General features: G+C 37.5%; 29 protein-coding genes and 1 tRNA gene. 21 read left to right on the top strand and 9 right to left on the bottom strand.

The genetic code is table 11. From position 1 onward, the window contains the following. Positions 1 to 31 precede the first annotated feature (31 nt). The 3 genes from F4694_RS10770 to F4694_RS10760 all read left to right on the top strand — a co-directional run bounded on the left by F4694_RS10770 (position 32) and on the right by F4694_RS10760 (position 3,367). Positions 32 to 1,879: a monovalent cation:proton antiporter family protein gene (locus F4694_RS10770; RefSeq protein ID WP_179597679.1), complete on the top strand. Its 1,848-nt coding sequence runs from the start codon at positions 32 to 34 to the stop codon at positions 1,877 to 1,879. Positions 1,880 to 1,982: 103 nt separating this feature from the next. After that, the gene (fabI, locus tag F4694_RS10765; protein WP_179597677.1) at positions 1,983 to 2,753 is read left to right on the top strand and encodes an enoyl-ACP reductase FabI; all 771 of its coding nucleotides are present in this window, start codon (positions 1,983 to 1,985) and stop codon (positions 2,751 to 2,753) included. A gap of 116 nt (positions 2,754 to 2,869) precedes the next feature. Further along, entirely contained in the window at positions 2,870 to 3,367 is a 498-nt protein-coding gene (locus tag F4694_RS10760; RefSeq protein WP_179597675.1) for a CotO family spore coat protein, read from the top strand. Positions 3,368 to 3,417: 50 nt separating this feature from the next. On the opposite strand, the gene F4694_RS10755 is transcribed toward F4694_RS10760, so the two are convergent. Further along, complete coding sequence (locus F4694_RS10755) at positions 3,418 to 3,930, bottom strand: CotY/CotZ family spore coat protein (RefSeq protein ID WP_179597673.1); 513 nt, start codon at positions 3,928 to 3,930, stop codon at positions 3,418 to 3,420. A 127-nt stretch (positions 3,931 to 4,057) separates the two neighbouring features. Between F4694_RS10755 and F4694_RS10750 the strand changes: the two genes are divergently transcribed. The 7 genes from F4694_RS10750 to F4694_RS10720 all read left to right on the top strand — a co-directional run bounded on the left by F4694_RS10750 (position 4,058) and on the right by F4694_RS10720 (position 7,700). Continuing rightward, positions 4,058 to 4,408 (top strand): DUF1360 domain-containing protein, encoded by a 351-nt coding sequence (locus F4694_RS10750; protein ID WP_179597671.1) that lies wholly within the window; start codon positions 4,058 to 4,060, stop codon positions 4,406 to 4,408. A 425-nt stretch (positions 4,409 to 4,833) separates the two neighbouring features. Next, entirely contained in the window at positions 4,834 to 5,214 is a 381-nt protein-coding gene (locus tag F4694_RS10745; protein ID WP_257029199.1) for a YhcN/YlaJ family sporulation lipoprotein, read from the top strand. An 18-nt stretch (positions 5,215 to 5,232) separates the two neighbouring features. Beyond that, a complete protein-coding gene (gene spoVAC, locus F4694_RS10740) occupies positions 5,233 to 5,709 on the top strand; it encodes a stage V sporulation protein AC (protein WP_179597667.1) in 477 nt (158 codons plus the stop codon). Next, positions 5,710 to 6,735 (top strand): stage V sporulation protein AD, encoded by a 1,026-nt coding sequence (gene spoVAD / locus F4694_RS10735; protein WP_179597665.1) that lies wholly within the window; start codon positions 5,710 to 5,712, stop codon positions 6,733 to 6,735. It begins immediately after the preceding gene. A 5-nt stretch (positions 6,736 to 6,740) separates the two neighbouring features. Then, a complete protein-coding gene (gene spoVAE, locus F4694_RS10730; RefSeq protein ID WP_179597663.1) occupies positions 6,741 to 7,097 on the top strand; it encodes a stage V sporulation protein AE in 357 nt (118 codons plus the stop codon). Positions 7,098 to 7,193: 96 nt separating this feature from the next. Next, positions 7,194 to 7,310 carry a YjcZ family sporulation protein gene (locus tag F4694_RS10725; RefSeq protein WP_179158343.1) on the top strand — a complete coding sequence of 39 codons (117 nt, stop codon included), beginning with the start codon at positions 7,194 to 7,196 and terminating at the stop codon, positions 7,308 to 7,310. A 135-nt stretch (positions 7,311 to 7,445) separates the two neighbouring features. After that, on the top strand, positions 7,446 to 7,700 hold the full coding sequence (locus F4694_RS10720) for a stage VI sporulation protein F (protein ID WP_179597661.1): 255 nt from the start codon (positions 7,446 to 7,448) through the stop codon (positions 7,698 to 7,700). A gap of 215 nt (positions 7,701 to 7,915) precedes the next feature. Here the strand turns inward: F4694_RS10720 and F4694_RS10715 are convergent, their stop codons facing one another. The 5 genes from F4694_RS10715 to F4694_RS10695 all read right to left on the bottom strand — a co-directional run bounded on the left by F4694_RS10715 (position 7,916) and on the right by F4694_RS10695 (position 12,415). Beyond that, the gene (locus tag F4694_RS10715; RefSeq protein WP_179597659.1) at positions 7,916 to 10,204 is read right to left on the bottom strand and encodes a UvrD-helicase domain-containing protein; all 2,289 of its coding nucleotides are present in this window, start codon (positions 10,202 to 10,204) and stop codon (positions 7,916 to 7,918) included. Between the two features lie 125 nt (positions 10,205 to 10,329). Next, positions 10,330 to 10,752, bottom strand: a complete 423-nt coding sequence (locus F4694_RS10710) for a GNAT family N-acetyltransferase (protein ID WP_179597657.1) — start codon at positions 10,750 to 10,752, stop codon at positions 10,330 to 10,332. A 6-nt stretch (positions 10,753 to 10,758) separates the two neighbouring features. Further along, positions 10,759 to 11,271, bottom strand: a complete 513-nt coding sequence (locus tag F4694_RS10705; RefSeq protein WP_179597655.1) for a YjcG family protein — start codon at positions 11,269 to 11,271, stop codon at positions 10,759 to 10,761. Between the two features lie 102 nt (positions 11,272 to 11,373). Then, complete coding sequence (locus F4694_RS10700; protein WP_179597653.1) at positions 11,374 to 12,096, bottom strand: alpha/beta hydrolase; 723 nt, start codon at positions 12,094 to 12,096, stop codon at positions 11,374 to 11,376. Between the two features lie 94 nt (positions 12,097 to 12,190). Further along, positions 12,191 to 12,415: a hypothetical protein gene (locus F4694_RS10695; protein ID WP_179597651.1), complete on the bottom strand. Its 225-nt coding sequence runs from the start codon at positions 12,413 to 12,415 to the stop codon at positions 12,191 to 12,193. 143 nt (positions 12,416 to 12,558) lie between these two features. Here F4694_RS10695 and F4694_RS10690 point away from each other — a divergent pair. From F4694_RS10690 to F4694_RS10680, 3 genes are all read left to right on the top strand, one after another. Continuing rightward, positions 12,559 to 12,630: transfer RNA gene (locus tag F4694_RS10690), tRNA-Val, on the top strand. Positions 12,631 to 12,808: 178 nt separating this feature from the next. Then, positions 12,809 to 13,156 (top strand): lmo0954 family membrane protein, encoded by a 348-nt coding sequence (locus F4694_RS10685; protein ID WP_179597649.1) that lies wholly within the window; start codon positions 12,809 to 12,811, stop codon positions 13,154 to 13,156. A 19-nt stretch (positions 13,157 to 13,175) separates the two neighbouring features. Then, entirely contained in the window at positions 13,176 to 13,802 is a 627-nt protein-coding gene (locus F4694_RS10680) for a PspA/IM30 family protein (protein ID WP_179597647.1), read from the top strand. A 52-nt stretch (positions 13,803 to 13,854) separates the two neighbouring features. Here F4694_RS10680 and F4694_RS10675 read toward each other — a convergent pair whose 3' ends face one another. Further along, positions 13,855 to 14,400, bottom strand: a complete 546-nt coding sequence (locus F4694_RS10675; RefSeq protein ID WP_179597645.1) for an NADPH-dependent FMN reductase — start codon at positions 14,398 to 14,400, stop codon at positions 13,855 to 13,857. Positions 14,401 to 14,624: 224 nt separating this feature from the next. On the opposite strand from F4694_RS10675, the gene trpB reads away from it, so the two are divergent. From trpB to F4694_RS10655, 4 genes are all read left to right on the top strand, one after another. Continuing rightward, the gene (gene trpB / locus F4694_RS10670) at positions 14,625 to 15,791 is read left to right on the top strand and encodes a tryptophan synthase subunit beta (RefSeq protein WP_179597643.1); all 1,167 of its coding nucleotides are present in this window, start codon (positions 14,625 to 14,627) and stop codon (positions 15,789 to 15,791) included. A 148-nt stretch (positions 15,792 to 15,939) separates the two neighbouring features. Then, entirely contained in the window at positions 15,940 to 17,622 is a 1,683-nt protein-coding gene (locus tag F4694_RS10665; RefSeq protein WP_179597640.1) for an ABC1 kinase family protein, read from the top strand. A 149-nt stretch (positions 17,623 to 17,771) separates the two neighbouring features. Further along, positions 17,772 to 18,371 (top strand): YitT family protein, encoded by a 600-nt coding sequence (locus F4694_RS10660; protein ID WP_308806326.1) that lies wholly within the window; start codon positions 17,772 to 17,774, stop codon positions 18,369 to 18,371. A gap of 160 nt (positions 18,372 to 18,531) precedes the next feature. Further along, on the top strand, positions 18,532 to 18,708 hold the full coding sequence (locus tag F4694_RS10655) for a Rossmann-fold NAD(P)-binding domain-containing protein (RefSeq protein WP_257029214.1): 177 nt from the start codon (positions 18,532 to 18,534) through the stop codon (positions 18,706 to 18,708). An 18-nt stretch (positions 18,709 to 18,726) separates the two neighbouring features. Here the strand turns inward: F4694_RS10655 and F4694_RS10650 are convergent, their stop codons facing one another. Continuing rightward, positions 18,727 to 19,530: an alpha/beta fold hydrolase gene (locus F4694_RS10650; RefSeq protein WP_179597636.1), complete on the bottom strand. Its 804-nt coding sequence runs from the start codon at positions 19,528 to 19,530 to the stop codon at positions 18,727 to 18,729. Positions 19,531 to 19,762: 232 nt separating this feature from the next. Between F4694_RS10650 and F4694_RS10645 the strand changes: the two genes are divergently transcribed. From F4694_RS10645 to F4694_RS10630, 4 genes are read left to right on the top strand one after another with little or no spacing between them, the layout of a single operon-like run. Further along, positions 19,763 to 20,203 carry a hypothetical protein gene (locus F4694_RS10645; RefSeq protein WP_179597634.1) on the top strand — a complete coding sequence of 147 codons (441 nt, stop codon included), beginning with the start codon at positions 19,763 to 19,765 and terminating at the stop codon, positions 20,201 to 20,203. A gap of 19 nt (positions 20,204 to 20,222) precedes the next feature. After that, positions 20,223 to 20,825, top strand: a complete 603-nt coding sequence (locus tag F4694_RS10640; RefSeq protein ID WP_179597632.1) for a hypothetical protein — start codon at positions 20,223 to 20,225, stop codon at positions 20,823 to 20,825. A gap of 20 nt (positions 20,826 to 20,845) precedes the next feature. Then, positions 20,846 to 21,412 (top strand): polyhydroxyalkanoate biosynthesis repressor PhaR, encoded by a 567-nt coding sequence (locus tag F4694_RS10635; protein WP_179597630.1) that lies wholly within the window; start codon positions 20,846 to 20,848, stop codon positions 21,410 to 21,412. A gap of 20 nt (positions 21,413 to 21,432) precedes the next feature. Continuing rightward, entirely contained in the window at positions 21,433 to 22,509 is a 1,077-nt protein-coding gene (locus tag F4694_RS10630; protein ID WP_179597628.1) for an alpha/beta fold hydrolase, read from the top strand. A gap of 58 nt (positions 22,510 to 22,567) precedes the next feature. Here the strand turns inward: F4694_RS10630 and F4694_RS10625 are convergent, their stop codons facing one another. After that, a complete protein-coding gene (locus F4694_RS10625) occupies positions 22,568 to 23,338 on the bottom strand; it encodes an alpha/beta fold hydrolase (protein WP_257029198.1) in 771 nt (256 codons plus the stop codon). Positions 23,339 to 23,361 lie beyond the last annotated feature (23 nt).

The raw sequence follows: 23,361 nt of genomic DNA, 5'->3' as shown, positions 1-23,361 counted from the left end.
TTTTTATAAAAGAAACGAAGGAGGACGATTTATGGAACAGCATGCTTCTGTAATCTCTTTATTAGTGGTCGTGACAGTTGCCTTTGTAACGCCTATTCTGCTCCACAGGTTTCGATTAAATTATATTCCTGTGGTGGTCGCCGAAATCATTATGGGGCTTGTGATTGGAAAAAGCGGTTTTAACGTGGTTCACGAAGATATGTGGTTATCAACACTCTCTACTCTAGGATTTATTTTCTTGATGTTCCTTAGTGGATTAGAGATTGATTTTACTGCTTTTAGAGGTAGTAAGAAACCTATCACGTTGCCTAGTGGTAAAAAAGAACCAAATACCTTCATGGTCTCGTCTATGATTTTTACAGGAATATTTATCTTTTCATTAGGTTTATCCTATTTGTTTGTTTTTGCTGGTTTTATTGAAAATGTCTTTTTAATGACACTCATTATATCAACGATTTCTTTAGGAGTCGTGGTTCCGACCTTAAAGGAAGCACACCTCATGAAGACAAATATAGGTCAAATTATTTTATTGGTGGCCGTTGTGGCGGACTTAGTGACCATGATACTCTTGGCTGTCTTTGTGTCTATCTATGACCCAGGACAGGGGAATACATGGCTGTTACTCATATTGTTTGCAGCCGGAGTTGTTTTGTATTTTGTGGGCAAACGCTTTAAGAATCGTCCCTTACTAGAGTCGTTGTCAAAAGGGACCGTACAAATAGGGACTCGCGCGGTTTTTATGCTCATTATCGTGTTGGTAGGCCTCTCGGAAACGGTAGGGGCGGAAAACATTCTAGGAGCATTCCTGGCCGGCGTATTAGTTTCTCTTCTTTCTCCAAACCAAGAACTGGTCCATAAACTAGATTCCTTCGGCTATGGTTTCTTAATACCAATCTTTTTTGTAATGATTGGTGTGGAACTAGATATTTGGTCACTTTTTGCAGATAAAAAGCTATTGTTATTAATCCCATTATTATTAGTAGGACTTTTACTTTCAAAGGTTGTCCCGGTTTATTTACTGAAGATCTGGTACGATACCAAGACTGTACTAGCTTCAGGTTTTTTACTTACATCTACTCTATCCTTAGTAATTGCTGCAGCTACCATTGGGGAGCGTATGGAGGTTATTACTCCGGAGATGAGTGGAACACTGATTCTTGTTGCGGTCATAACTTCTATTTTTACACCGATTGCTTTTAAAAAATTATTCCCATTAGAAGCTTCGGCGCACCAAAAAGTAAGAATTGCCTTTTTAGGAGCAAACCAAGTAACATTGCCTGTATCAAGGGAACTTAAGTCGGGTCTATACGAACCGGTATTATATCATACCAAAATGGAAAAATCTGAAAAAATGACTTCAAATTCATTGTTTGATATCGTCGAGATCGTTGATTATTCGTTAGATACGATCGAAAAAAATAAAATTTTTCTAAATGAAATCATTGTTCTTTCTACAGGTAATGAACAGACAAACGCAGATTTAGCGATAAAAGCGAAGGAAATGGGAGTATCGAGGGTAATCGCTCGTATTGAAGGTCCTGAACTTGAGCAAAGCTTGAGAGAAAAGGATATTGAGGTTTTCTCATCCTTCATGTCAACCAAAACTTTACTTCGGGCCTTAATCGAAACTCCTAGTGTTATTAACATCCTAACAAATCAAGAAACCTCACTATATGAAATAAGAATGCAAAATGAACAGTTTGATGGTATGACATTAAGGAGGTTCCCGTTTACAGGTGATGTCATTTTTGTACGGATTTTCCGAGGAAAGGATTCCATAGTTCCTCATGGTGACACTGAGTTGTTATTGAAAGATCGTTTGATTGTTACTGGATCGAAAGAATATGTGGATGAATTAAAAAGGGAACTCGAATTCTAAATGCTAAAAATGCTGTACTTTTCATTTTTTAGTAAATAGTGTAATATTAGTACCAAGTACTAATAACTAATATAAAAGTTTAAGTAGGGGGACTAGTTCATTTATGAATCTTTCTTTAGCAGGAAAAACATATGTAGTAATGGGTGTTGCAAATAAACGTAGTATTGCATGGGGAATTGCACGTTCGCTGAACAATGCAGGAGCACGGTTAATTTTCACATATGCAGGTGAAAGACTTGAAAGCAGTGTTAGAGAATTGGCGGAGTCCTTGGAAGCAGAAGGTACCCTTGTGCTGCCGTGTGATGTAACAAAGGATGAGGAAGTAGCGAAATGCTTTACTGAAATCAAGGAAGCTGTAGGTACCATCCATGGTGTTGCACACTGTATTGCATTTGCAAATAAAGAAGAATTAAGCGGAGAATATTTGAACACAACAAGAGAAGGCTTTTTGTTGGCGCATAATATTAGTTCTTACTCTTTAACAGCTGTGGCAAAAGAGGCTAGAGGATTAATGACCGAAGGCGGAAGTATTGTCACTCTAACTTATTTAGGCGGGGAACGAGTCATACCGAATTATAATGTCATGGGTGTTGCGAAGGCTTCCTTGGACGCAAGCGTTCGTTATTTGGCTGAAGACCTAGGCAAGCAAGGGATTCGTGTCAATTCAATCTCAGCTGGTCCAATTAGAACTCTATCAGCAAAAGGTATTAGTGATTTTAATCAGATTACAAAGGTGATTGAAGAAAAAGCACCTTTACGTAGAGCTACAACGCCAGAAGAAGTCGGTGATACTGCACTTTTCCTATTCAGCAATCTGTCTCGGGGTATTACAGGAGAAAATATTCACGTCGATTCAGGATTTCATATTTTATAAATTGTCATGCCCGCTAAAATTTATTAGCGGGCTTTTTATATCGATTTTTTTAAGAACGAGTATAGGCAAATTGCATACATATAGAGTGTAGGGGTAGGTAAATGGAGGTGAATTGGATGGAGAAAAAGACAAAACGTGGACCGTTACTTTACGTTTCACAGACTTTTTTAGATACACCTGTAAAAAACATGCAGGAAATTTTTACAAACCGGCAGGAGGTCCAACTGCCGATGGAAGAACCACAGCTAGAGGAGGAAAACAACAAGAAAGTCATTGAGGTTTCATTGGCTAAGACTGATTTACCTAAAGAGTCTAAAGTTAAAGAAGTAAAGCAGGAGAAAAAAACCAAAAGTAATCAAGAAAAACAACGTGCATTTAACCGCGTAAAAGGCTTTAAGGAAATGAATCTTATGGAGCGTTTAGAATACCTGGACAATTTCCCTAAAGCATTACCACCTGTTCCATGTGTTTTTTATACCGAAGAAAAGAATTACCAGGGCTATTTAGTCGAGTACAACGAACAAGATGTAACCATTCGATTTCCAAATCAAACAACTGAAACGATACCTTTTAAGAGTTTAAAAGATGTTATGTTGATAGGAATAAAGCGATAAACAAAAAAAGCCAGCCGGATTAATCGACTGGCTCATTTTATTACCAAGCATTAGTCACAAAGACCAAGATCGACATCTGCAATACACTGTATTGCACAGAAACAATTTAAATCAACTGTAATACAGTCATTGCTTGCTCTGAAGCGATTAACCTGACAGACTCTTTCAAGGTTAATACAGCATCGGTCTCCGCCAGCTACGAGATTAACCGGCACAAATCCTCCGTTGTCGCTGCGTCCTGGAATGAGGACACGAAGTGTTGCACAACAGTTATCAAATATATCTTCCACGCGGAAGAAGATTGATACGCAAGCATTGTCTTCGCCGCTAAAGAACGCGTGGAATGGTGAGCCATCAGCGTTTTTTAATACAAAAACACGAGTATCTGCACGATCTCTCCTTGCCGGTGACACTAATGAACCAAGTGGTTCCAAGAAACAACTTGGGCAATCTACGCACTCATCATCTAATACAGCATTATCCTGGATATCTTTAATTGCACGTACTACATCGCAGACACAACCATTATTACTGCGAGAGTCACTATTTCTGCCACAACCCATTAATTACTCCTCCTTAATCCGTGATGTTTATCTTACATTACTAAGATATTTAAGCAGGACTAATTGGGTAACGGACAAACGCCTTTTTGATGAAAATTAGGCCAATTATACGGAAAGGACGGTAGAAATGAACATTGATCTTTTAAGTTTTACTCTATTGGCATTGGCCTCGTTTAGATTAACAAGGCTCATTGTATTTGATAAAATCACAGAGTTTCTCCGTGATCCGTTCTTTGATGAGATTGAAGAAGAAAATGAAGACGGGACAATGGAGGTATATTACCTTCCAAAGGCAACGCCAATAAAAAAATTTATTGGGGAGCTGCTTAGTTGTTATTGGTGTACAGGAGTTTGGGTTTCAGCGGCAATGGTCATTGGATACCTTTTATTACCTTTTGTTTTCGTTCCAATTATCCTAGTGTTTGCTGTGGCGGGTTTAGCTGCAATCCTAGAATCCATTGTTCAACTTTGGATTTAATAAGCTAAAATAGTTGTCCGCCCGAGACAAGTTCTTGACTACTTTCATATCTTAACAGTAGGACTAAGTATAGGAGTGGTGGAAAGTGAACATAGAAAATAAGAAAACGCAAACAACGAAAAAATCTCAAACAAAAAAAACTACTAAGAAAAAAGGCTGTGGCTGCGGCAAAAAAACTCAAAGATAATCGGTAAACTGCCTGTTTTTTGACGGCAGTTTTTTTTTGCTCAAAAGTAACAAATAAAAAAGTTGTCCTAACCTTGCCACATAATTTCCGTTAAACTCGAAAAAACTACAATGTAGTGATTTCAATAATTTGAAAAAGGGAAGGGAAAGAAATGGTCTACATAATTCGAGTGTTTTTGAGTATATGCATAACATTATTAGTCTCCTGTAGTCAGGGACAAGCTGAAAAAGAAAGCCAAATGGCTCTCATTAAAACGACCAATCCTAACCCGACTGTTACCAAGAAAAATTATGGCCAGGATAACGTTGAAAAAATTGAGCGGGAAGTCGAGAGTATTGATGAGATTTATGATGTGGCTGTAGTGAAGGGGAAAGAGGCAACACTTGTTGTCTATAAAGTGAAGCATATGCAGCGTTTTAGAATGAAGCAAATTGAAAAGGACTTAACCAAAAAGCTGGAAGAGAAATACCCAAAGGAACAATTCACAGTTTCAAGTGACTATAAGATCTTTCTAGAGGCAGTAAGGCTCGTTGAAAGAAAAGATAATGGTAACTTATCGGATAAGCAGGCTGAAAAACGGTTAAACGAAATCGTAAAAATGACATCAGATATGAAGTAAGGAAGGGATGGACAGCAAATGGCGAGCAAACAGAAAAAAATGACGCCTCAGCAGCAAAAGTATCAGCAGCTTCAACAAAAACATGAATTGAAACGACCAGTCTTAAAAAATTGTATTAAAGCATTTTTTGTGGGCGGTTTAATTTGTGTTGTTGGCCAAGCTATAAGTTATTTTTATATTTACTTCTTTGACTTCACTGAACAAAGTGTCGGGAATCCAACCGTTGCAACAATGGTATTTTTATCAATGCTGCTAACGGGATTTGGTGTTTATGATCGTCTAGGACAATTTGCCGGTGCAGGGAGTGCCGTTCCTGTAACTGGTTTTGGAAATGCTGTGATATCCGCCGCTATTGAGCACCGAACAGAAGGCTTCGTATTAGGTGTTGGGGGAAATATGTTTAAACTTGCAGGCTCGGTTATTCTTTTCGGCGTTTTCTCTGCTTTTGTTGTTGCACTAATAAAAACGCTATTAGGAATGTGGGGGGTTTTGTAATTGTTAAAAGGGCAACAATCTTGGGTCTTTGAAAACAGACCAATGATCTTAGCAACGGGTGTCTCCGGCGGACCCTTTGAGGCAAATGGCAACTTAGCAGACGACTTTGACACTTTGCATGAAGACCTATGGATGGGAATGGATTCTTACGAAAAAGCACAGAAAGTATTACTTGAAGAGGCGATAACCACGACATTAGAAAAAGCAGGAATGGATAAAGAGCAAATTGAATTTTTATTTGCTGGGGATCTAATTAACCAAATTACTCCATCCAGCTTTGCAGCGAGGACTGTACAAATCCCTTATTTCGGACTGTTTGGTGCTTGCTCAACATCAATGGAAGGCTTAGCGTTAGCATCTTTTGTTGTTAATTACAAAGGCGCACGCAATGTGTTAACAGGAGCCTCAAGCCATAATGCGGCAACTGAAAAACAATTCCGCTATCCAACTGAATATGGTGGACAGAAGCCTCCTACTGCACAATGGACGGTTACAGGTGCAGGGGTAGGTTTGGTAACTGAGAATGTCCCTGGACAACAACACCCCGTTACCTCATCTGCAACAATTGGGAAAGTCATTGACATGGGATTGTCTGATCCTTTTAATATGGGCGGTGCTATGGCACCTGCAGCTGCAGATACCATTATGGCACATTTTCGAGATATGGAACTAGATCCTTCCTACTATGATTTGATTATTACCGGTGATTTAGGAAGAATTGGACAGGAAACAACCTTCGAATTACTGACGAAAAGCGGTCTTAATATAGAACGGAACCAATTTCAAGATTGTGGACTATTACTATATAAAGATGACCAGCCTGTTCAATCTGGGGCGAGTGGTGCGGGTTGCTCAGCTGTTGTGTTATATGGTCATTTGTTAAATCAAATGAAAAAGGGAGTATATAAGCGAATATTAGTGGTTGCAACTGGTGCATTGTTATCGCCGCTTAGTTTTCAGCAAAAAGAATCGATACCATGTATTGCACATGCGGTGAGCATTGAAATGAATGAAGTGGGAGGGTAATTCCTATGTTAGCGATGTATTTTTGGGCATTCGTGGTTGGCGGAATTATATGTGTTATCGGACAGCTGTTATTTGATGTGGCAAAGCTTACGCCAGGGCATACCCTAAGCCTACTCGTCGTAATAGGAGCTGTTTTAGATGGTTTTGGTCTCTATGAGCCGCTTATTAACTTTGCTGGTGCAGGTGCCACCATTCCAATAACAAGCTTTGGTAACTCATTGGTGCACGGTGCACTGCAGGATGCAGAAAAGCATGGTCTAATTGGAGTATTGACTGGCATGTTCCAAGTAACCAGTTCTGGAATTTCAGCGGCGATTATTTTTGGATTTATCGGCGCGTTAATCTTTAAGCCCAAAGGTTAAAAAATTTTTATAGGTTGTCTTTAGAGAAGCGCCCAGTACACTTTGTAGCTATATCTCATATGTTATAAATGAGACTACAAAGTGAGGTGACACTATATGTTCTATGGATATGGCGGCTGTGGCTACGGCGGTGGATATGGCGGCGGTTCAACTTTTGTTTTAATCGTCGTATTATTCATTCTTTTAATCATCGTCGGTGCAAGCTTTTATTAAAAAACTGCATAAACGTGCGGCAAAGAAAAGGTTGGCCATATAAGTAGGCCAGCCTTTTCTTTTTTTCATTTTTTTCACGTTTTTACCCTTCCTTCATACACTATCAGTAGCCTATGAAGGAGCGTGATTTTTACCATGGATAATGGTTTTTTTAAAAATGTTGAAAAGAAAACTGGCGTAAATATGAAGGATATTTTTGATTTAGCGAATTCCTTACAAAATGCAAACTTTAAAGATGAAAAAACGGTTCGTAATGTGATTCGCCGTGTTTCACAAATTGCCAACAAACCAGTAGATAAAGCAACAGAAGATAAAATTGTGCAGTCCATTGTTAACGATGGAAAACAGCTAGATTTTAATACGATTTCCAAAATGATTAATAAGAAATAAGTGATTCTAGAAAGAATGTCGTGAACATTTTAGAGCTGCAAAAAGCTTTGAACATTTTTCATGAGGATTTGAACACTTTTCAGTGGGTTATGTACACTTTTCACGGAGTTTTGTACACTTTTTCGGGGGTTTTGTACATTTAGACAATATTTGGAAAAATCACACGAAAAATGAAGTAAAAGACCTCTTTCCTTTGATGGAAACAGGTCTTTTTGTTATTTTTTCTTACGCTTCATTAGAGGTGATAAAAACCGTGAAGGATTCGCTTTTTTGCCTCTTCGATTTTGGGGAACAGACATAAGAAGCTCATGCTTAGCACGTGTCATCGCCACATAAAAAAGTCTTCTTTCTTCTTCAATTGCTGCAAAGTCACCATTTCTTAAACCATCCAATGCGTAATCATGCGGTAGACTGCCATCTACTGCTCCTATGACATATACATTTTTATATTCTAATCCCTTAGCCCGGTGGATAGTACTTAGACTAATAGCATCGGGAAAATGCTTGCTTAAATTTTTAATCTCCTTGTTCATTGCCGTCATATGTTCAGCATGAAACAAGAAAGCTTGAATACTGGTAAAGCATTTGGCTGCAACTTTTAGATCTTTTAAATCATCAGAACCTTTATCTTGCTGATTCGATTCAGTGCCGCGTTTTTTCAAAAAATCAAGGTAACCCAGGTCTTTTTCAATCGTTTCAATCGACTTTAATGGGGACCCAAATTTCAATGAGCGAATGAGCTGTACTGCTTTTTTTAATTTCTTTTCTTGAAAAGCATGCTTTGTTTTTAAATGAGAAAGGGCTTCTAGATAGGTACAATCTTGCAGTATGCTTTCAGCTTTTATATCTTTAAGCACCGTTTGACTCAAAAAAAGACTCGGTAAAATGGCAGATAATGCCTGATGGTCATCTTCATCTAAGCTTATCTTTAGAAAAGAAAGAACGCTTCTCACAATATGCCGTTCATAAAAAGCCTCTGAATCCAAATCAATTTTAAACGGCAGGTTTGAACTAGCCAACCGTTCAAATACAGCACGAGAACCGGCATTTGTTCGATATAAAATAGCAAATTCAGATGGTTTTGCTCCCTGTACAATCTTCTCTTGGATATCGGATACAATCATCGTTGCTTCTTCTTCCTCATCAAAAGGGAAAAAGAGGATGGGAGACATACTTGATTCAAATTGTGCCTTCATTTTCTTTACTCTTCGAACCTTATTCTTCGCAATCATCTCATTTGCCGCAGAGACAATTTCATGTGATGAGCGGTAGTTTTGCTCTAGTGTAACCAACTTTGCATAAGGAAAGTCTTTTTCAAACTCTAAAAGATAACTAGGGTCACTACCTCGGAAGGAATAGATGGCCTGATCGTCATCCCCAACAGCACAAACGTTTTTATGCTTGTCTGACAGCAGCTTTATCAGCTCATATTGAACCTTATTGATATCCTGAAATTCATCAATCAAAAAATACTGAAAGCGATTTTGGTAGAGTTCAAGTAGAGACGGGGAGCTTTTCAACAGCTGATAGCAGCCAATCAACATGTCGTCAAAATCAAATAGACCTTTTTGTGTTTTATATTCCTCATATTTCTTATATAGGTAGGCAGCTTTTTCTTCCCAATCAGTAAGCGGCTTCACTTCATGAGGGAAAAGAAGTGAATTCTTCCAGAATCCAATTTGCTGAAGTGCTAAATCATAAGCAAATTCCTTTTCAGACAGTTCGATTGCCTTACCAGCCTCTTTCAAGATCTTATCGCGCTGCCATTCTTTCTTCAACAGACGATCTGATGACCAATTGTTTCCTTCATGGAACATAAGAATACGATAAAAAATACTGTGAAAGGTGCCTGTCACCAGCTTTCCTATTTGGTCCTTCTTAATCTGAGGATAGGCAAGTAAACGAGTTTTCATTTCTCCCGCTGCTTTTGAGGTAAAGGTGACGAGTAAAATGGTACGCGGATCAATTTTATTTACATTCAGCATGTAAGCAGTACGTGCTGTAAGTACTCTAGTTTTGCCGCTCCCCGCACCAGCAAGAACTAATAATGCTCCTTGTGTTTCGACGACAGCTGCTGCTTGACTTTTATCAAGTATAACTCCGTTTGCTGCCAGTTCTCTTAAATAGGTGTCATTAGCAAGATGATTTACACCTTCAGTTCTTTTAAATGGAAGGGAGCATTCTATAGTTTTGGATGGACGGTATAAGCTTGTATTTCTTGTAGTTTCAATAATCGTTCTTCCTTGGGGGATACGAAACCCATTCCGTTCTACAATGACTGGTTCCAATTCTTCTTCAATAACTGGTTCTGGGCATTTATGTTCGGGCGATTTTATATGATAAAAATAGGGCTCTTTCTTAATTCCGAGAAATAACCGGACTTTTTCGTGGCAAACAGGACAGGATAATTCACCATTTTTTCCATGCATATATAGGAGTTGATATTGTTCTCTTCCTAATTGGTCAAGAACAATTCTTTGATTTTGGTGCATAGCAATTTTCATTTTTTTTAGCCTCTTTATTCAAAATACGACAAACTCTATCATAACAAAACCTGTCGATATCGAAAAGTGCCCTTGGATTCAAGAAATGAAAAAAGCACCGCCGCTAGAAGGGCAGGTGCTTCCAATTAAATTTTTTTTAACATCGTCTTATGCGGGATACCTGCGTCTAAAAATTCTTCAGAAACTACCTCATATCCAAGGTTAGCGTAGAACGGGATAGCATGTGTTTGTGCATTTAACTTTAACTTATGTAGAGCTTTTTTTTGAGCATAAGATTCGATTTCTCTCATTATTGCTTTTCCAGCACCAGTATTTCTAGCTTCCTTTAGTACACAGATACGTTCTACCTTACCGAAACCATCCACAACACGAAAGCGGCCAGCAGCGACCGATGTGCCTTCTTGGTAGGAAACGAAATGTACAGCGTCTTTCTCAAATTGATCGATCTCTTCTTCTTCAGGGACATTCTGTTCGTCGATAAAAACAGTTCTTCTAACAGAGAAAGCATCTTGCAGTTCTTTTTCATTTTCACAAACTTTTACATTCACAGTTGATTATTCCTTTCCTAGGCGAAATGTTTCATAAACCGTCCAAGAACCATTCTCTAATTGGTATAGTAAATGGAAGCGGTCAATCGTCTCTTCATGGTCAAAATTTTTCATCCTTAATGAACCGTAAACATCTGAATGCTCATCATTCGAAAGCTTTTGACCAATCGTAATATGAGGAACGAAAGCATATTCTAAATTTTGCTCACTAAATTCCTGATTGATTTTATGATGCAATTGGTTTAATTCTTGAGTCGGTTCTACTTTAAAGTAAATTACATTATTTACTGGTTGGAAAGAGCTGATTTTTGTTGTTTTTAAGGTGAAAGCACTGTTATTACTAGCAATTTGCCGTAATTTATCAGCAAAATGGATTACTTCTTGTTCTGTTGCTTCAAAAGCATTCTTCAATGTTAAGTGCGGAGTAATTAGTGAATAATGCGGGTCATAACGCTTACGATAAGAATTTGCTAAATCTTGTAGCTTTTTGGATGGAAAAATAACAACCCCAAATTTCATATGTCTAACCTCCAGATTAGAAGAATTTTTTCCGTGATTAATCGGTGCAGTCATGGACCTTCTTGATATTATAGCAAATATTCGAAAAATATGAAATCTCCTTTAAAACATCATCTTAAGAGCTCTCTTTAAATCTGGCTGCCAATATGTCCATGTATGGTCGCCATTAAACTCATCGTAGAAGTAAGTAAATGACTTATCGGTAAAGATAGTTGAGAGCTTTCGATTTGGACTGAGGAAGTCACTTACTTTGCCGTTAGTGGTTTGTACCTTTGTTTCTTGATTACCAACGATGTGATATATTTCTAAGAGTTCTGTTTCTGTGAAGCTGTTAACCATGTCCAAGACCTTTTGATTTATGTACGGTGATTGTAAAAGAACCTTTCCAAAACTGTGCGGATATTGGAGAGCAGTCATTAAAGATACGGTTGCTCCAAGTGAGTCACCAATTAGCGCTCTTGTGGAGCCCATATGGTAGGTAGGGTACTCTTGATCTAGGAACGGTACTAATTCGTGTGCTAAAAAACGGATATACTGTTGTTGCTGTTCACCGTCAGGGTGGTATTTGCTGCGGCGATCACCTACATTATTATAGGGTATCCCAACAATGATTAAATTCTCAATTTCTCGGTTAAAAAGGTACTCATCTGCTAATCGTCCGATTTTGCCAAGCTGAAAATAATCTCTGCCATCCTGGGCGATTAACAGTGAGTATTTATATAATGGTGAGAAATTTGCAGGTAAATAGATGAGAATCAGGATATCTTCTCCCAGCTCATTGCTCTTAATGGTATGTTCTTTTATCGTGCCTTTTGGTATCTCCATGCGACAATTCCCCCAATGTTCGATAGATACAACTGCATTTTATCATAACTATCATGGAAATGCTCAAGGAGATAGATGGGGGAGGGGTGGTAGATTAATGTAAGAAACGGTCATTGGAGCGAGTATTTGGCAGTAAGGATAAAATATTTTCCCGGCGGAAGGTACGAATCTGTTTACGGAGCAGACAAAAAGCACGAATATACTCATCGTTGACTTCCTTCACAAGTAATTTGCGCTGCGAAATCTGATGATCCTCAGATAGATAAATCATCTCTAACGGAATATTTTCCTCTATAGAACGTAACAAAAGTCCATCCATTGCCTTCCCGCCTTTCCTGTTGTTATATACTATTATATTCGAACGTTTGTTCTTTATTCAAGGAATTTTAGAACGGGTGTTCTTTTCCAAAAACTATTGACTTTTTACGAGTTTTTACTATAATTATATTTGTAGCTAAATACGACTTGTTAGCTCAGTGGGAGAGCACTTCCTTGACAGGGAAGGGGTCGTGGGTTCGAATCCCTCACAGGTCATCATAAAAAGTCCTAACATCTAATTGATGTTAGGATTTTTCTGTTGAAGGGTCAGTCTCCATAGGAGGCTGACCCTTTCTACGTCTCTAGACCTAATCAAAAATCAAGCTCAGGCTCAATTATGTGAAACGCTGTAAAAAGGTAAGATGATATCAAGAAAACAAAGGAGGCAAACAAAATGAAAAAATTTGGTTTAGTTTTAGCAGGAGGAATTGCTGCCATCGTTTTACTTTCTACACTTGGTCCGATGGTGGGATTACTAATAAGCTTGGCGCTTTTATATTTCATCTACAAACAGTTCTTAAAAGCAGAATCAACAGGGGGGAAAATTGGACTGGGCATAATTGGGGTCATCTTTCTAATGGCTTCTATCTCTAATGCACCTGCAATCATTGGTGTTGTGGCTGCTTACATTCTTTATCTTGTCTATAAAAACTGGAATTCCAGCAAACGCTCTGTAATTAAAGAAGAATCTGATCCATTTGTAAATTTTGAAAAGCAGTGGAATGAACTGAAAAATTATTAATCGAAGGAGAGAATATAAAATGACAAACCTTTTCACAAGAATTAAGAATACGGTAACTGCAGACTTAAACGAGGTCCTTGATAAAAAAGAAAAACAAAATCCTATTTTCTTACTAAATCAATACCTTCGCAAATGCGAACAGGAAACCGAAAAAGTTGCAAAGTTCTTGGTGCGTCAAACTGCACTTAAGGATGAGTTTACAAAAGAGCTGTACCATGCGGAGCAGTTAGCTGAAAAAAGGAAATATCAAGCTGAAGTAGCTTCAAAGGCGGCAGAATCTGAGCTTTATCAATTTGCCTTAGAGGAGCAGCAATTATATTCTAATCGTGCAGAAAGATTAAGAACATCTCTTGAGCAAGTAAAAGGTCAGCTAGCCGAATTAGAAAGAAAGCATGGAGATATGAAAAATAAACTAAAAGATATGCAGCTTCGTAGAATGGAGCTGATGGGACGTGAAAACGTAACAAGAGCAAACCATCGAATGGATTTAGTATTAGAACCTAACACAGATAAATCCATCTCACGTTTCGAAGAAATCGAGAATTATATCAATCGTCTCGAGAATCACGTCAACCGTTCCTATAATCAAACAACGATTGAAGCACGTATTGAACAGTTAGAAAAAGAAATGAATCACTCAAATTAGAATTTGCACAATGCAAAACGCATGGATGTAAGGTATCCATACGTTTTTGTATTTATAAGCTTTGTTTCTTTATCCAATTTATGTAGTTATCCATCACAGTATCAATGAACTGAATGGTTGGCTGGTGAACCAGTTTTCCAGATTCGTCGATCTTTTCATGAACTGCGCCAATAAATACTTCATTTCCAGGTAGTGTTAGTGCAGATATGCCAGGAGAATTTAAAATCTGTCGTAAGTGCATTTGAGCACGAACCGTCCCTAGTACCCCAGGGGAACTACCGACGATCATCACAGGTTTATTGACCATGACTTTATCGACACGAGAAAACCAATCAATTGCATTTTTTAAAAAGGCAGGAATAGAGTGGTTGTACTCGGGTGTGACAAAAAGAACTCCGTCACTCTCAGCAACCTTTTTCTTAATCTCCGTTACAATTTCCGGCGGTGTCAGCTCATCATCTTGATTATACATTGGAAGTTTTTCAATCGGCAAAATCTCAATCTCTGCGGTCGTTTGATACCGATTTTGCATGTATAAAGCTAATTTTTTGTTAAGTGATTCCTTCCGATTACTACCCACAAGTGCAACGATTTTCACGCACATCTCTCCTTTCAGTCCAAATTAATATTATCACTATGCTGAAAGTAAATCATATGAAAAGGACTGAAAACACCCAAAAAGGTTCTAAATTAAATGAGATTCTAGTAAAATTCCTATTCGTTTATTGAAGATGTTATTTGAATATTCTGTTATATTATTTTATAATAGTTAAAACCCAAATTATTAAATCGAATATTAGTTTAAAAGGAGACGAGCCGAGTATGGAAAAGGTAAGCGTAGAAACTAAGGGTTATTTTGGTGAGTTTGGAGGAAGCTTTGTCCCTGATGAGCTTCAATTAGTACTTAATGAGATGGAAGCACAGTTCTTAAAGTATAAAGATGACCCAGATTTTATAGAGGAGTTAAACTATTACCTTAAGGAATATGTCGGACGTGAAAACCCGCTGACCTATGCAGAAAATTTAACGAAACAGATGGGTGGAGCAAAAATCTATCTAAAACGAGAAGATTTAAACCATACTGGTGCACACAAGATAAATAATGCCATTGGTCAAATATTATTGGCAAAAAGAATGGGTGCAAAACGAATTATTGCTGAAACAGGGGCAGGTCAGCATGGTGTTGCAACCGCTACTGCATGTGCAATGTTTGGTATGGAATGTATCATTTACATGGGAAAACTCGATACTGAGCGGCAGGCGTTAAATGTTTTTAGGATGGAATTATTGGGAGCAAAGGTGGTCCCGGTTGAAAAAGGGCAGGGCCGATTAAAGGATGCGGTCGATGAAGCCCTAGCAGACCTAGTTCAAAACTACCAGAATACTTTTTATTTATTAGGATCGGCAGTAGGTCCTCATCCATACCCGTCCATGGTTAAATACTTCCAGGCTATTATCAGTGAAGAATCAAAGCGACAAATTATAGAAAAAGAAGGTAAGCTTCCAACAGCAGTTATTGCGTGTGCTGGCGGCGGCAGTAATGCAATTGGTGCGTTTGCACACTATATCGATGAAAAATATGTACGTTTAATTGGTGTTGAGCCAAAAGAAGCTCCGACCTTAACAAAAGGAACGCCAGCAGTCATTCATGGTTTTAAATGTTTGACGTTATTAGATGAACATGGCAATCCTCAGCCAACCTATTCCATTGCCGCAGGATTGGATTATCCAGGTGTTGGACCAGAGCATAGCCACCTGAAAACCAGCGGAAGAGCTGAATACGTTACAGTTTCTGGGCAAGAAGCATTAGAGGCATTCTTGCTCCTAAGTAAAACAGAAGGGATTATTCCAGCATTAGAGAGTTCTCACGCTGTTGCATATGCAATAAAACTAGCAAAGGATTTACCGAAGGATGATGTCCTAATCGTAAATCTATCAGGTCGTGGAGACAAAGATGTAGAGCAAGTATTCAATATGTTAAAAAAGTAATGGCTGTGACTAGACGTGTCGGATAACGATGCGTCTTTTTGTTATTTCAGCGAACATTGGCAGAAGGACCTTGAAAAATCTAAGAAAAAATGAGAATCTTGATTCGAGGAAAAATGTTATTAAAATACTCCCAACAGGAGTGGAGCAGATGATTAAGAAAAAGATTCGCCATATTCAACGCTATCGTGATATTGTATATACCTTTACCAAGTATGGATTTGGTTTTGTAATGAAAGAATTAGGACTCTTAGATCTGTTAGCCGTACCTAAGAAGGTATTTGTCGAAGGTAATAAAACACTAAATACCAGAACAACAGGTGAAAGGATTAGAATGTTTCTGGAAGAACTAGGTCCAACTTTTGTGAAAATCGGGCAAATTGCTAGTACGAGACCGGATATTATTCCTGCTGAGATCCTTCATGAGCTGGTCAAGCTTCAGGACCGAGTTTCTCTTTTTTCATTTAATGAAGTGAAAAGAATACTGGAAGAAGAATTGGCAGATTCGCTCGAAAATTCATTTACTGAGTTTAGCGAAATCCCGTTAGCTGCTGCCTCCATTGGTCAAGTTCATTCCGCTGTTTTGCTTACTGGAGAACGTGTAGCTGTTAAGATTCAGCGCCCTAATATTATCAGTGTCATTGAAACGGATTTAGAAATTCTGCAGGATCTCACAAGATTAGCAGAAAGTAGAATTGATTGGGTTGAAAGATACCAAATTCGGACGATAGTTGAAGAATTATCAAGATCACTTCGCGAAGAATTAGATTATGAAAATGAAGGCAGGAATGCCGAAAAGATTGCTAAACAATTCCATAACGATCCAAAAGTTCACATACCAAAGGTATATTGGGAATATACGACCAAAAAAATATTGACGATGGAATTTATTGATGGAGTTAAATTAAATGAAATTGAAAAGCTGCACCTAGAAGGATATGATACAAAGGTATTAGGTGAAAAGGTAGTCAATGCTATTTTTCATCAAATTCTAATCGATGGTTTTTTCCATGGAGATCCTCATCCAGGCAATATCGTTGCACTTCCAGATCAGGTTATTGCCTTTATGGATTTTGGTATGGTGGGTCGGATTACTCCTGAAATGAGGGCACATATCGCTTCCTTTGTCATTGCATTAATGAGAAAAAACACAACTGAAGTAGTGAAGGCCATAACAAGTATGGGGCTTGTACCTGATGATGTGAATGTAAAACAATTACACGCAGATGTAGATAAGCTTCGTGAAAAGTATATAGATGTTCCTTTTAGTCAGATGAGTGTTGGAACAGCTGTGAATGAACTTTTTTCTGTGGCCTATCGCCATAAGATTTTAATCCCAACCGATTTAACAATATTAGGGAAAACGTTGCTCACATTGGAAGGTACAGTCGAAAAATTAAACCATGAAATTAGTATTTTAGCTGTTGCAGAACCATTTGGAAGACAACTGCTCATGAACCGCTTTAAGCCTAAAAATGTGGCTGAGTTTGCATGGTCAAACTTTTCAGAATACGGAGATATCCTTCAAGATTTCCCAAAAACGATTAAAGATTTTACATCGGTTATGAAAAAAGGGAAGATGCAGATTGAAATAACTACACCGGAAATAGAATCGGTCCTTAATAAGCTTAATAAGATAAGCAACAGGCTCTCCTTTAGCATTGTACTGCTCTCCTTTAGTATTATATTGGTAGGCATTATTATCGGTGCTTCATTATCAGGGCAAACATCCATCCTTTTACAAAGACTGCCAGTCATAGAAATCGGCTTTGGTATTGCCACGGCAATGTTCCTCTTACTTTTATATTCTATAGTTAAATCAGGAAGATTTTGAAATAGTTTTATGCTGTTTTATATAATCATATTGAAAAGATTGTCTCTGCCTGACCTTTTGGTCGGGCATGTTTCATGTTATGGGGAATATAATGAGCTATACCGTCATAATAAAATAAACAAAAGGGGCTGTACATGTATAGGGAGAGAGTGAAAAATTACGTACTAAACAAAAGAACAGACTATATATCTATACCAAAAAGATTACTATTCATATTTTGTGGTGCTATGCTGGTAGCTATAGCCTTGCAGTTATTATTGATGAAAAATAATGTAATTGATGGTGGAATCGTTGGAGTCAGCATAATCCTCTCCCATCTGACTAGCATTGAAGTGGGTTTCTTTCTCTTATTATTAAATACCCCTTTTTTCTTTATAGGCTATTCTTATCTTGGCAATAGGTTTATTCTATTAAGTCTATTTGGGATAGTGGTTCTATCATTCTTTACCCATCTTCTTGAACCATTTCCTTCAATATCACAAAATCCCTTGATAGTGATTTTTTTGGGAGGAGGATTACTCGGATTAGGTGTAGGGACTGTAATTCGATATGGAGGATCTTTAGATGGTACAGAAATCTTAGCAATTTTATTTAGTGGACGGTCATCTTTCACAATTGGCCAAATAGTGATGTTTATTAATTTATTTATCTTCATAAGCGCCATTTTTATATTTGGCTTAAAGGAGGCAGTATTTTCTTTAGCAACTTTCTTCGTAGCCTATAAAACTATTGATTTTTCAATAAAATAAATTACAGATTTATCTAAGCACCCATTTAAAAATAGGGTTCTTTTTTTGGTTTAGTGTTTTTTGATTCTTAACATTTTTGTGAAAGTTGATAAATATGCATATTTTAATAAAATAAAATGTATTAAGATTTTAATAGGGTATAAATGGAAAGGGGGTTTTGATGAATAGTATAAATCTATTTAGATTACAAGGGAAAACAGCCATCATAACCGGCAGAGGTAGAGGACTTGGTGAACAAATTGCTGAAGCCTATGCGGATACAGGGGCAAATGAAGTAGTGTTGTTGATCGCGGTAAAAGTGCAAGCAATAAATGAAAAAAATGCCCATTCAAATTGATTGGGCATTCGTGTTCATTTATTGCTTAGATAGGAATTCAAGAACTCGTTTATTAACTAAATCATTTGCTTCTGTTATATAAATATGACCTGCACCCTTGATCGTTAAGAATTCTGCATTCGGAATCTTTTCAACAAGTGTCACACCATTTTCATAAGGTACTAATCTATCTTCATCTCCATGAATAACTAATACAGGTGTCTTTATTTGTTGAATTTCATTGTACGTATCATGTGATAAGCATGCTTGAAGCTGCAGCATGTAGGCATATGGGAGTACTGGAATTTCAATTCGTCTCTGAATGTCTTCTGCAATCAAGTCACGATGACTTTCGATAAAAGATTGACTATATAGGATTGGAGCAGTGGCCCAGGCTAATTCCTCCGGTGTTGCAGTAGAAGAAGCCCTAGACAACATTAACATCGATACCTCAGAACTAGGCTGCACATGGTTTTCCCCGCCTGATGTTGTGCAGCCTAGGATGAGAGACCTAATCCGCTCTGAATATTTTAATGCAAATCTTTGGGCAATCATTCCCCCCATAGAAATGCCGTAGATATGTGCACTTTCTACTTCGGCTGCATCTAAGACTGCTATTGCATCATCAGCCATTTGTTCGATCGAATAGGGGGAATTTGGTTTCCCACTCAGACCAACACCACGATTATCAAAAACTATGACTTTGTATTGTTTACTTAGGGCAGGGATTGTCCGAAACCAAGACTTAGAAGATAGTGATAACCCCATGATTAATAGCAGAGGTTCGCCCTCACCATGAATTTCATAATATAAATCAATTCCATTAGCCGTAGTTATAGGCATCCTTAACAACTCCTTTTTTACTAGATATTGTCAATTATATGAAACCTCATTTTACTAAAGAACAGAAGAATGCAGAAAAAGAAGTACGATTGAGCGCTTTTAAAATATATTGGTGTAATTTGTCGAACGACGAAGCTTTACAAGCGTAGCATTTATCTCAATAATTTGAATTGTAGTACTATTCATGTTAGATTGAAGCCAATACGAAATAGGTTAGATTATGAGGGCTTTTATGGAAACAAAACAACCAGACCCTGTCAATTTTTACAAAAACTTAGAAAAAGAATGGAATAAACAAATCCATTTATCTGCCAATTGCCTAACCTTTACACATTCTTTGGGTAAAGCTGTCGAACACCACTTAAATCATGTAGTGATTCAAAAAAAGGTAATTAACAACTGGTTATCTGTATTTGATATTCCTAAGAAAGAAGATTTAGCCCAGCTCGCCGTAAGGAAAGTAGATTGTGAGGAAAGGCTGGACAATCTGGAAGAAACACTGTATATGCTAAACATTGGCTTAAAAAGCAATCATTCACGGTTGAAAGAACTTAATACCTCTTTGCGTGGAATGCTTTGTTTTTTTGAGTATGAAGTGAAGGACTTAAAGGCAGTCAAAATAAAGTCGTTGAAGAATGAACTTGAAGAATTAAAGAGTTTATTTGATGACTAACCAAATGGAGGAGAAAACAATGGGCAATAAAAATGAATCAGCAATTGAAAATCAAGAAATCAAAGAAAACCAACTTTCAAGCTTTGAATTAGTATGGAAAGCTGCATATGAAGAAGTGGATGAATGGGCAGATCGATTAAACCATCGTGATGAAATATTCTTAAATGCTACTAAAAAATTTGTTGAGAGTGTTAAAAGAAATCAGGAAAGTAGCCAAGCTATTACGGAGCAATTCCGGAAAGAGCTGCTTGAATGGGAGAAATATGCACGTGAAGAATTACTCATGACCACGACTACGATTCAAAATTTCTTCCCTGTAAAGTCCTATGAAGAGATCAACCGTGTAGTGGATGACATTCAAAATAAAACTACATCGTTATTAACCACACCAATTCGTACTTTAAGCAGTGGACAAGCATTAGACAAGTATCTAGACAGTGTCGAACAATATTTATCTTTTAGAAAGAGAAGCAGAGAGAAGTATATTGAAGGTGTAAAGAGTACAACGAATATTTTATATGAAAATCAAAAGATTTTTGTGAATCTTTTTGAAAAACAAGTAAAGTCTGCCCTTTTACCCTTTCAGAAATATATGAAGAATGTTTCAGATTCAAAATCATAAATTATCCTGAGGTGAACCAGATGTCGACTAAAAGCTCGTTTGACCCATATGATTCATTTAAAAAGTATAGTGAAATATGGGAGAAACAAATAAATGATTTTCTTTTTCTTTTGTCTAATAACAATGAATTTGTCAAAATGTCAAAAGTAGAGACTGACACACACGCCCGTTACCTTGAAGCTTTTAAAAAGAATCAAGAGGCAGTTGCAGGTGTGCTCAATCTTCCAACTAAAAATGACTTGGCGAATGTTACTTCATTAACCATTCAAACGGAAGAAAAAATTGATTCCCTTGAAGAAAAAATTTGGGATATACAGGATTCATTGAAATCACAAAGCAAGGAGATTGAAAGTGTTATAGATGTATCCAAGGAAATTATTAAACTAACGAAACAACTAAAAACAGAGTTAGGTAAAACGAAAAAGGAACTTGCAGATTCAAAGAATTTAAAAGGTGAATTGCAAGAAATCAGGTTCGAGCTTAATAAGTTAAATAATCTTAAAGAAGATCTAGAGATTCTTAAAAGTCAGTTTAAGAATGATCATCCTATAGAGCCTGTGTTAACAGGGGCTGGGTCAAACAAATAAGTAGCAAATGGGGGAAAGTAGTGGCAGTAGATACAAAGGATTTTATTCCACCTTTAGAGTTAGATTATGAACAAGAAATGAAACGCTGGAAGCACCTATTTCAAGTGCTAAATGAGCCGGAACCTAAAATTGGTCATACACCTAGGACTGAGGTATGGAGAAAGAATAAATCTGTATTATGGCATTACCCAGCAACACAAAAAAAATATCAAATCCCATTATTTTTTGTCTATTCTTTATTTAATAAACCATATATTCTTGATTTTGCTCCGAAGGTAAGTGTAATTGAGGGGCTTACTAACCGTGGATATGATGTGTATTTATTAGATTGGGGCACGCCAGGTTATGAAGATAAAAATATTGGTATGGATACATACATCGAAAAGTATTTAAGAACCGCAGTCAGGCGTGCTATCCGCCATTCTGGTGCCGACGAAATGACAATTGTAGGTTATTGCTTAGGCGGGACGATTGCATCTATTTATGCATCCATAGCAGAAGAACCGATTAAAAACTTGATTGTTGCAACTGTACCGATAGATTTTACAGAGTTTGCTGGTCCAGATAAATGGATGGAGGGTTTTAGGAATGGTGATATAAATGTTGATCGCCTAATTGATGTTTATGGAAATGTTCCGTCAACCTATGTGGAGGCAATGTTTCGTGCAGTATCGGCTCCAATTTATTTTAGTCACTATACGACACTTTTGAATCGAGCACATGACGCTAGATATGTGGAAAAATGGCGTCGAATGAATAAATGGACAACTGACCAGGTCCCATTTGCAGGCGAAGCATTTAGACAATTAGCGAATGATCTTTTTAAGGAGAACAAGCTTATTAAACAGGAATTGATGATTGGCAATAAACCTGTAGATTTAAAAAATATTAAATCGAATTTGCTTGTTATTTCCTCATCAAACGATAATTTAGTGCCGGAATCTCAAAGCCTTCCGATTATGGATTTAGTCTCAAGTGAGGATAAAACTTACAAGCTGGTTGAAGCGGGTCATGTTTCCTTAGCGCTAACCGGATTGTTTGCGCTAGTGGTGGATGAATGGGCTTCCACTCGTTCAAATCCACTTAAATTGTTGTAATAAAGATTCGTACAAGATTATATAATGGTTAGGGAGGAAAGGGAAGATGTTCCTTCCCTTAACTTGCTTTTTTATGTTTGTTTAAAAAGTTTCGCAGAACCTCGTTAAATGCCTCTTTAGCCTCAAGCTTAGCAATATGCCCTGTATTTCTAAAAATGACAAATTCGGAATGTCTAATTTGTTTATGCATCAGAAATTGTATCCAAGCAGGGGTTACCGTATCGTACTGACCGCCAATAATTAATGTTGGAACCTTTATCATTGGAAGCAGACAAAGATTATTCACCTCAAGGCATGCCTTCATTGAAGGTAAATAATAGTCACGATTAGGATGATAGAATTTATAGAAATTCTCAAAGTTTTCCTTAGTCCACGAATAAAGGCAGACACGTGCAGCAATATTCTTTTGCTCCTCAAGCGAAATTGATTCTGTCCGTAACTTACGATATTTTAAAAAGAGCTGTCCGAATTGTCTTGGGGCATAATGAAACGTGCTTACGAGCGTAAGGGACAGGCACATGCCGGGTGCTTGACGATAGAGCTCTTGTGCAACCATTCCACCCATTGATAGTCCACAAATGTGGGCGCTTTCAATCTCAAGACCTTTTAACAAATTGATTATATCCAAGGCAAAGTTTTTGATAGAAATTTTCTCATCTGTAATATACTCTCCATGTCCACGTAAATCTGGGATAATCAGGTCATACTGTTGTGCAAATTCAAACTGATTGGACCATCCTTCCTTAATTTCTCCAAGACCGTGAATAAAAACCAGAGGTTCTCCAGCGCCCATGCGTAGATAGGGGATTCCAGATAATATCTTACCCAAATAAACTACCTCCTATGGTTGAT

Source organism: Neobacillus driksii, assembly GCF_013409995.1.
GTDB classification, from domain to species: Bacteria; Bacillota; Bacilli; order Bacillales; family Cytobacillaceae; genus Neobacillus; species Neobacillus driksii.
Note: the sequence above shows the minus strand (reverse complement) of the source record. Positions and strands in the feature narration are given on the sequence as shown.

What these genes read in the sequence shown, in the direction of transcription:
- F4694_RS10650 (WP_179597636.1), bottom strand. Translation starts at nt 19,530, where the DNA reads ATGCCTATAACTACGGCTAATGGAATTGATTTATATTATGAAATTCAT.
- F4694_RS10655 (WP_257029214.1), top strand. Translation starts at nt 18,532, where the DNA reads ATGAATAGTATAAATCTATTTAGATTACAAGGGAAAACAGCCATCATA.
- spoVAC (WP_179597667.1), top strand. Translation starts at nt 5,233, where the DNA reads ATGGCGAGCAAACAGAAAAAAATGACGCCTCAGCAGCAAAAGTATCAG.
- F4694_RS10680 (WP_179597647.1), top strand. Translation starts at nt 13,176, where the DNA reads ATGACAAACCTTTTCACAAGAATTAAGAATACGGTAACTGCAGACTTA.
- F4694_RS10665 (WP_179597640.1), top strand. Translation starts at nt 15,940, where the DNA reads ATGATTAAGAAAAAGATTCGCCATATTCAACGCTATCGTGATATTGTA.
- F4694_RS10695 (WP_179597651.1), bottom strand. Translation starts at nt 12,415, where the DNA reads ATGGATGGACTTTTGTTACGTTCTATAGAGGAAAATATTCCGTTAGAG.
- F4694_RS10755 (WP_179597673.1), bottom strand. Translation starts at nt 3,930, where the DNA reads ATGGGTTGTGGCAGAAATAGTGACTCTCGCAGTAATAATGGTTGTGTC.
- F4694_RS10715 (WP_179597659.1), bottom strand. Translation starts at nt 10,204, where the DNA reads ATGAAAATTGCTATGCACCAAAATCAAAGAATTGTTCTTGACCAATTA.
- F4694_RS10745 (WP_257029199.1), top strand. Translation starts at nt 4,834, where the DNA reads ATGGCTCTCATTAAAACGACCAATCCTAACCCGACTGTTACCAAGAAA.
- spoVAE (WP_179597663.1), top strand. Translation starts at nt 6,741, where the DNA reads ATGTTAGCGATGTATTTTTGGGCATTCGTGGTTGGCGGAATTATATGT.
- fabI (WP_179597677.1), top strand. Translation starts at nt 1,983, where the DNA reads ATGAATCTTTCTTTAGCAGGAAAAACATATGTAGTAATGGGTGTTGCA.
- F4694_RS10645 (WP_179597634.1), top strand. Translation starts at nt 19,763, where the DNA reads ATGGAAACAAAACAACCAGACCCTGTCAATTTTTACAAAAACTTAGAA.
- F4694_RS10700 (WP_179597653.1), bottom strand. Translation starts at nt 12,096, where the DNA reads ATGGAGATACCAAAAGGCACGATAAAAGAACATACCATTAAGAGCAAT.
- F4694_RS10770 (WP_179597679.1), top strand. Translation starts at nt 32, where the DNA reads ATGGAACAGCATGCTTCTGTAATCTCTTTATTAGTGGTCGTGACAGTT.
- F4694_RS10635 (WP_179597630.1), top strand. Translation starts at nt 20,846, where the DNA reads ATGTCGACTAAAAGCTCGTTTGACCCATATGATTCATTTAAAAAGTAT.
- F4694_RS10640 (WP_179597632.1), top strand. Translation starts at nt 20,223, where the DNA reads ATGGGCAATAAAAATGAATCAGCAATTGAAAATCAAGAAATCAAAGAA.
- F4694_RS10720 (WP_179597661.1), top strand. Translation starts at nt 7,446, where the DNA reads ATGGATAATGGTTTTTTTAAAAATGTTGAAAAGAAAACTGGCGTAAAT.
- F4694_RS10750 (WP_179597671.1), top strand. Translation starts at nt 4,058, where the DNA reads ATGAACATTGATCTTTTAAGTTTTACTCTATTGGCATTGGCCTCGTTT.
- F4694_RS10685 (WP_179597649.1), top strand. Translation starts at nt 12,809, where the DNA reads ATGAAAAAATTTGGTTTAGTTTTAGCAGGAGGAATTGCTGCCATCGTT.
- F4694_RS10760 (WP_179597675.1), top strand. Translation starts at nt 2,870, where the DNA reads ATGGAGAAAAAGACAAAACGTGGACCGTTACTTTACGTTTCACAGACT.
- F4694_RS10705 (WP_179597655.1), bottom strand. Translation starts at nt 11,271, where the DNA reads ATGAAATTTGGGGTTGTTATTTTTCCATCCAAAAAGCTACAAGATTTA.
- F4694_RS10725 (WP_179158343.1), top strand. Translation starts at nt 7,194, where the DNA reads ATGTTCTATGGATATGGCGGCTGTGGCTACGGCGGTGGATATGGCGGC.
- trpB (WP_179597643.1), top strand. Translation starts at nt 14,625, where the DNA reads ATGGAAAAGGTAAGCGTAGAAACTAAGGGTTATTTTGGTGAGTTTGGA.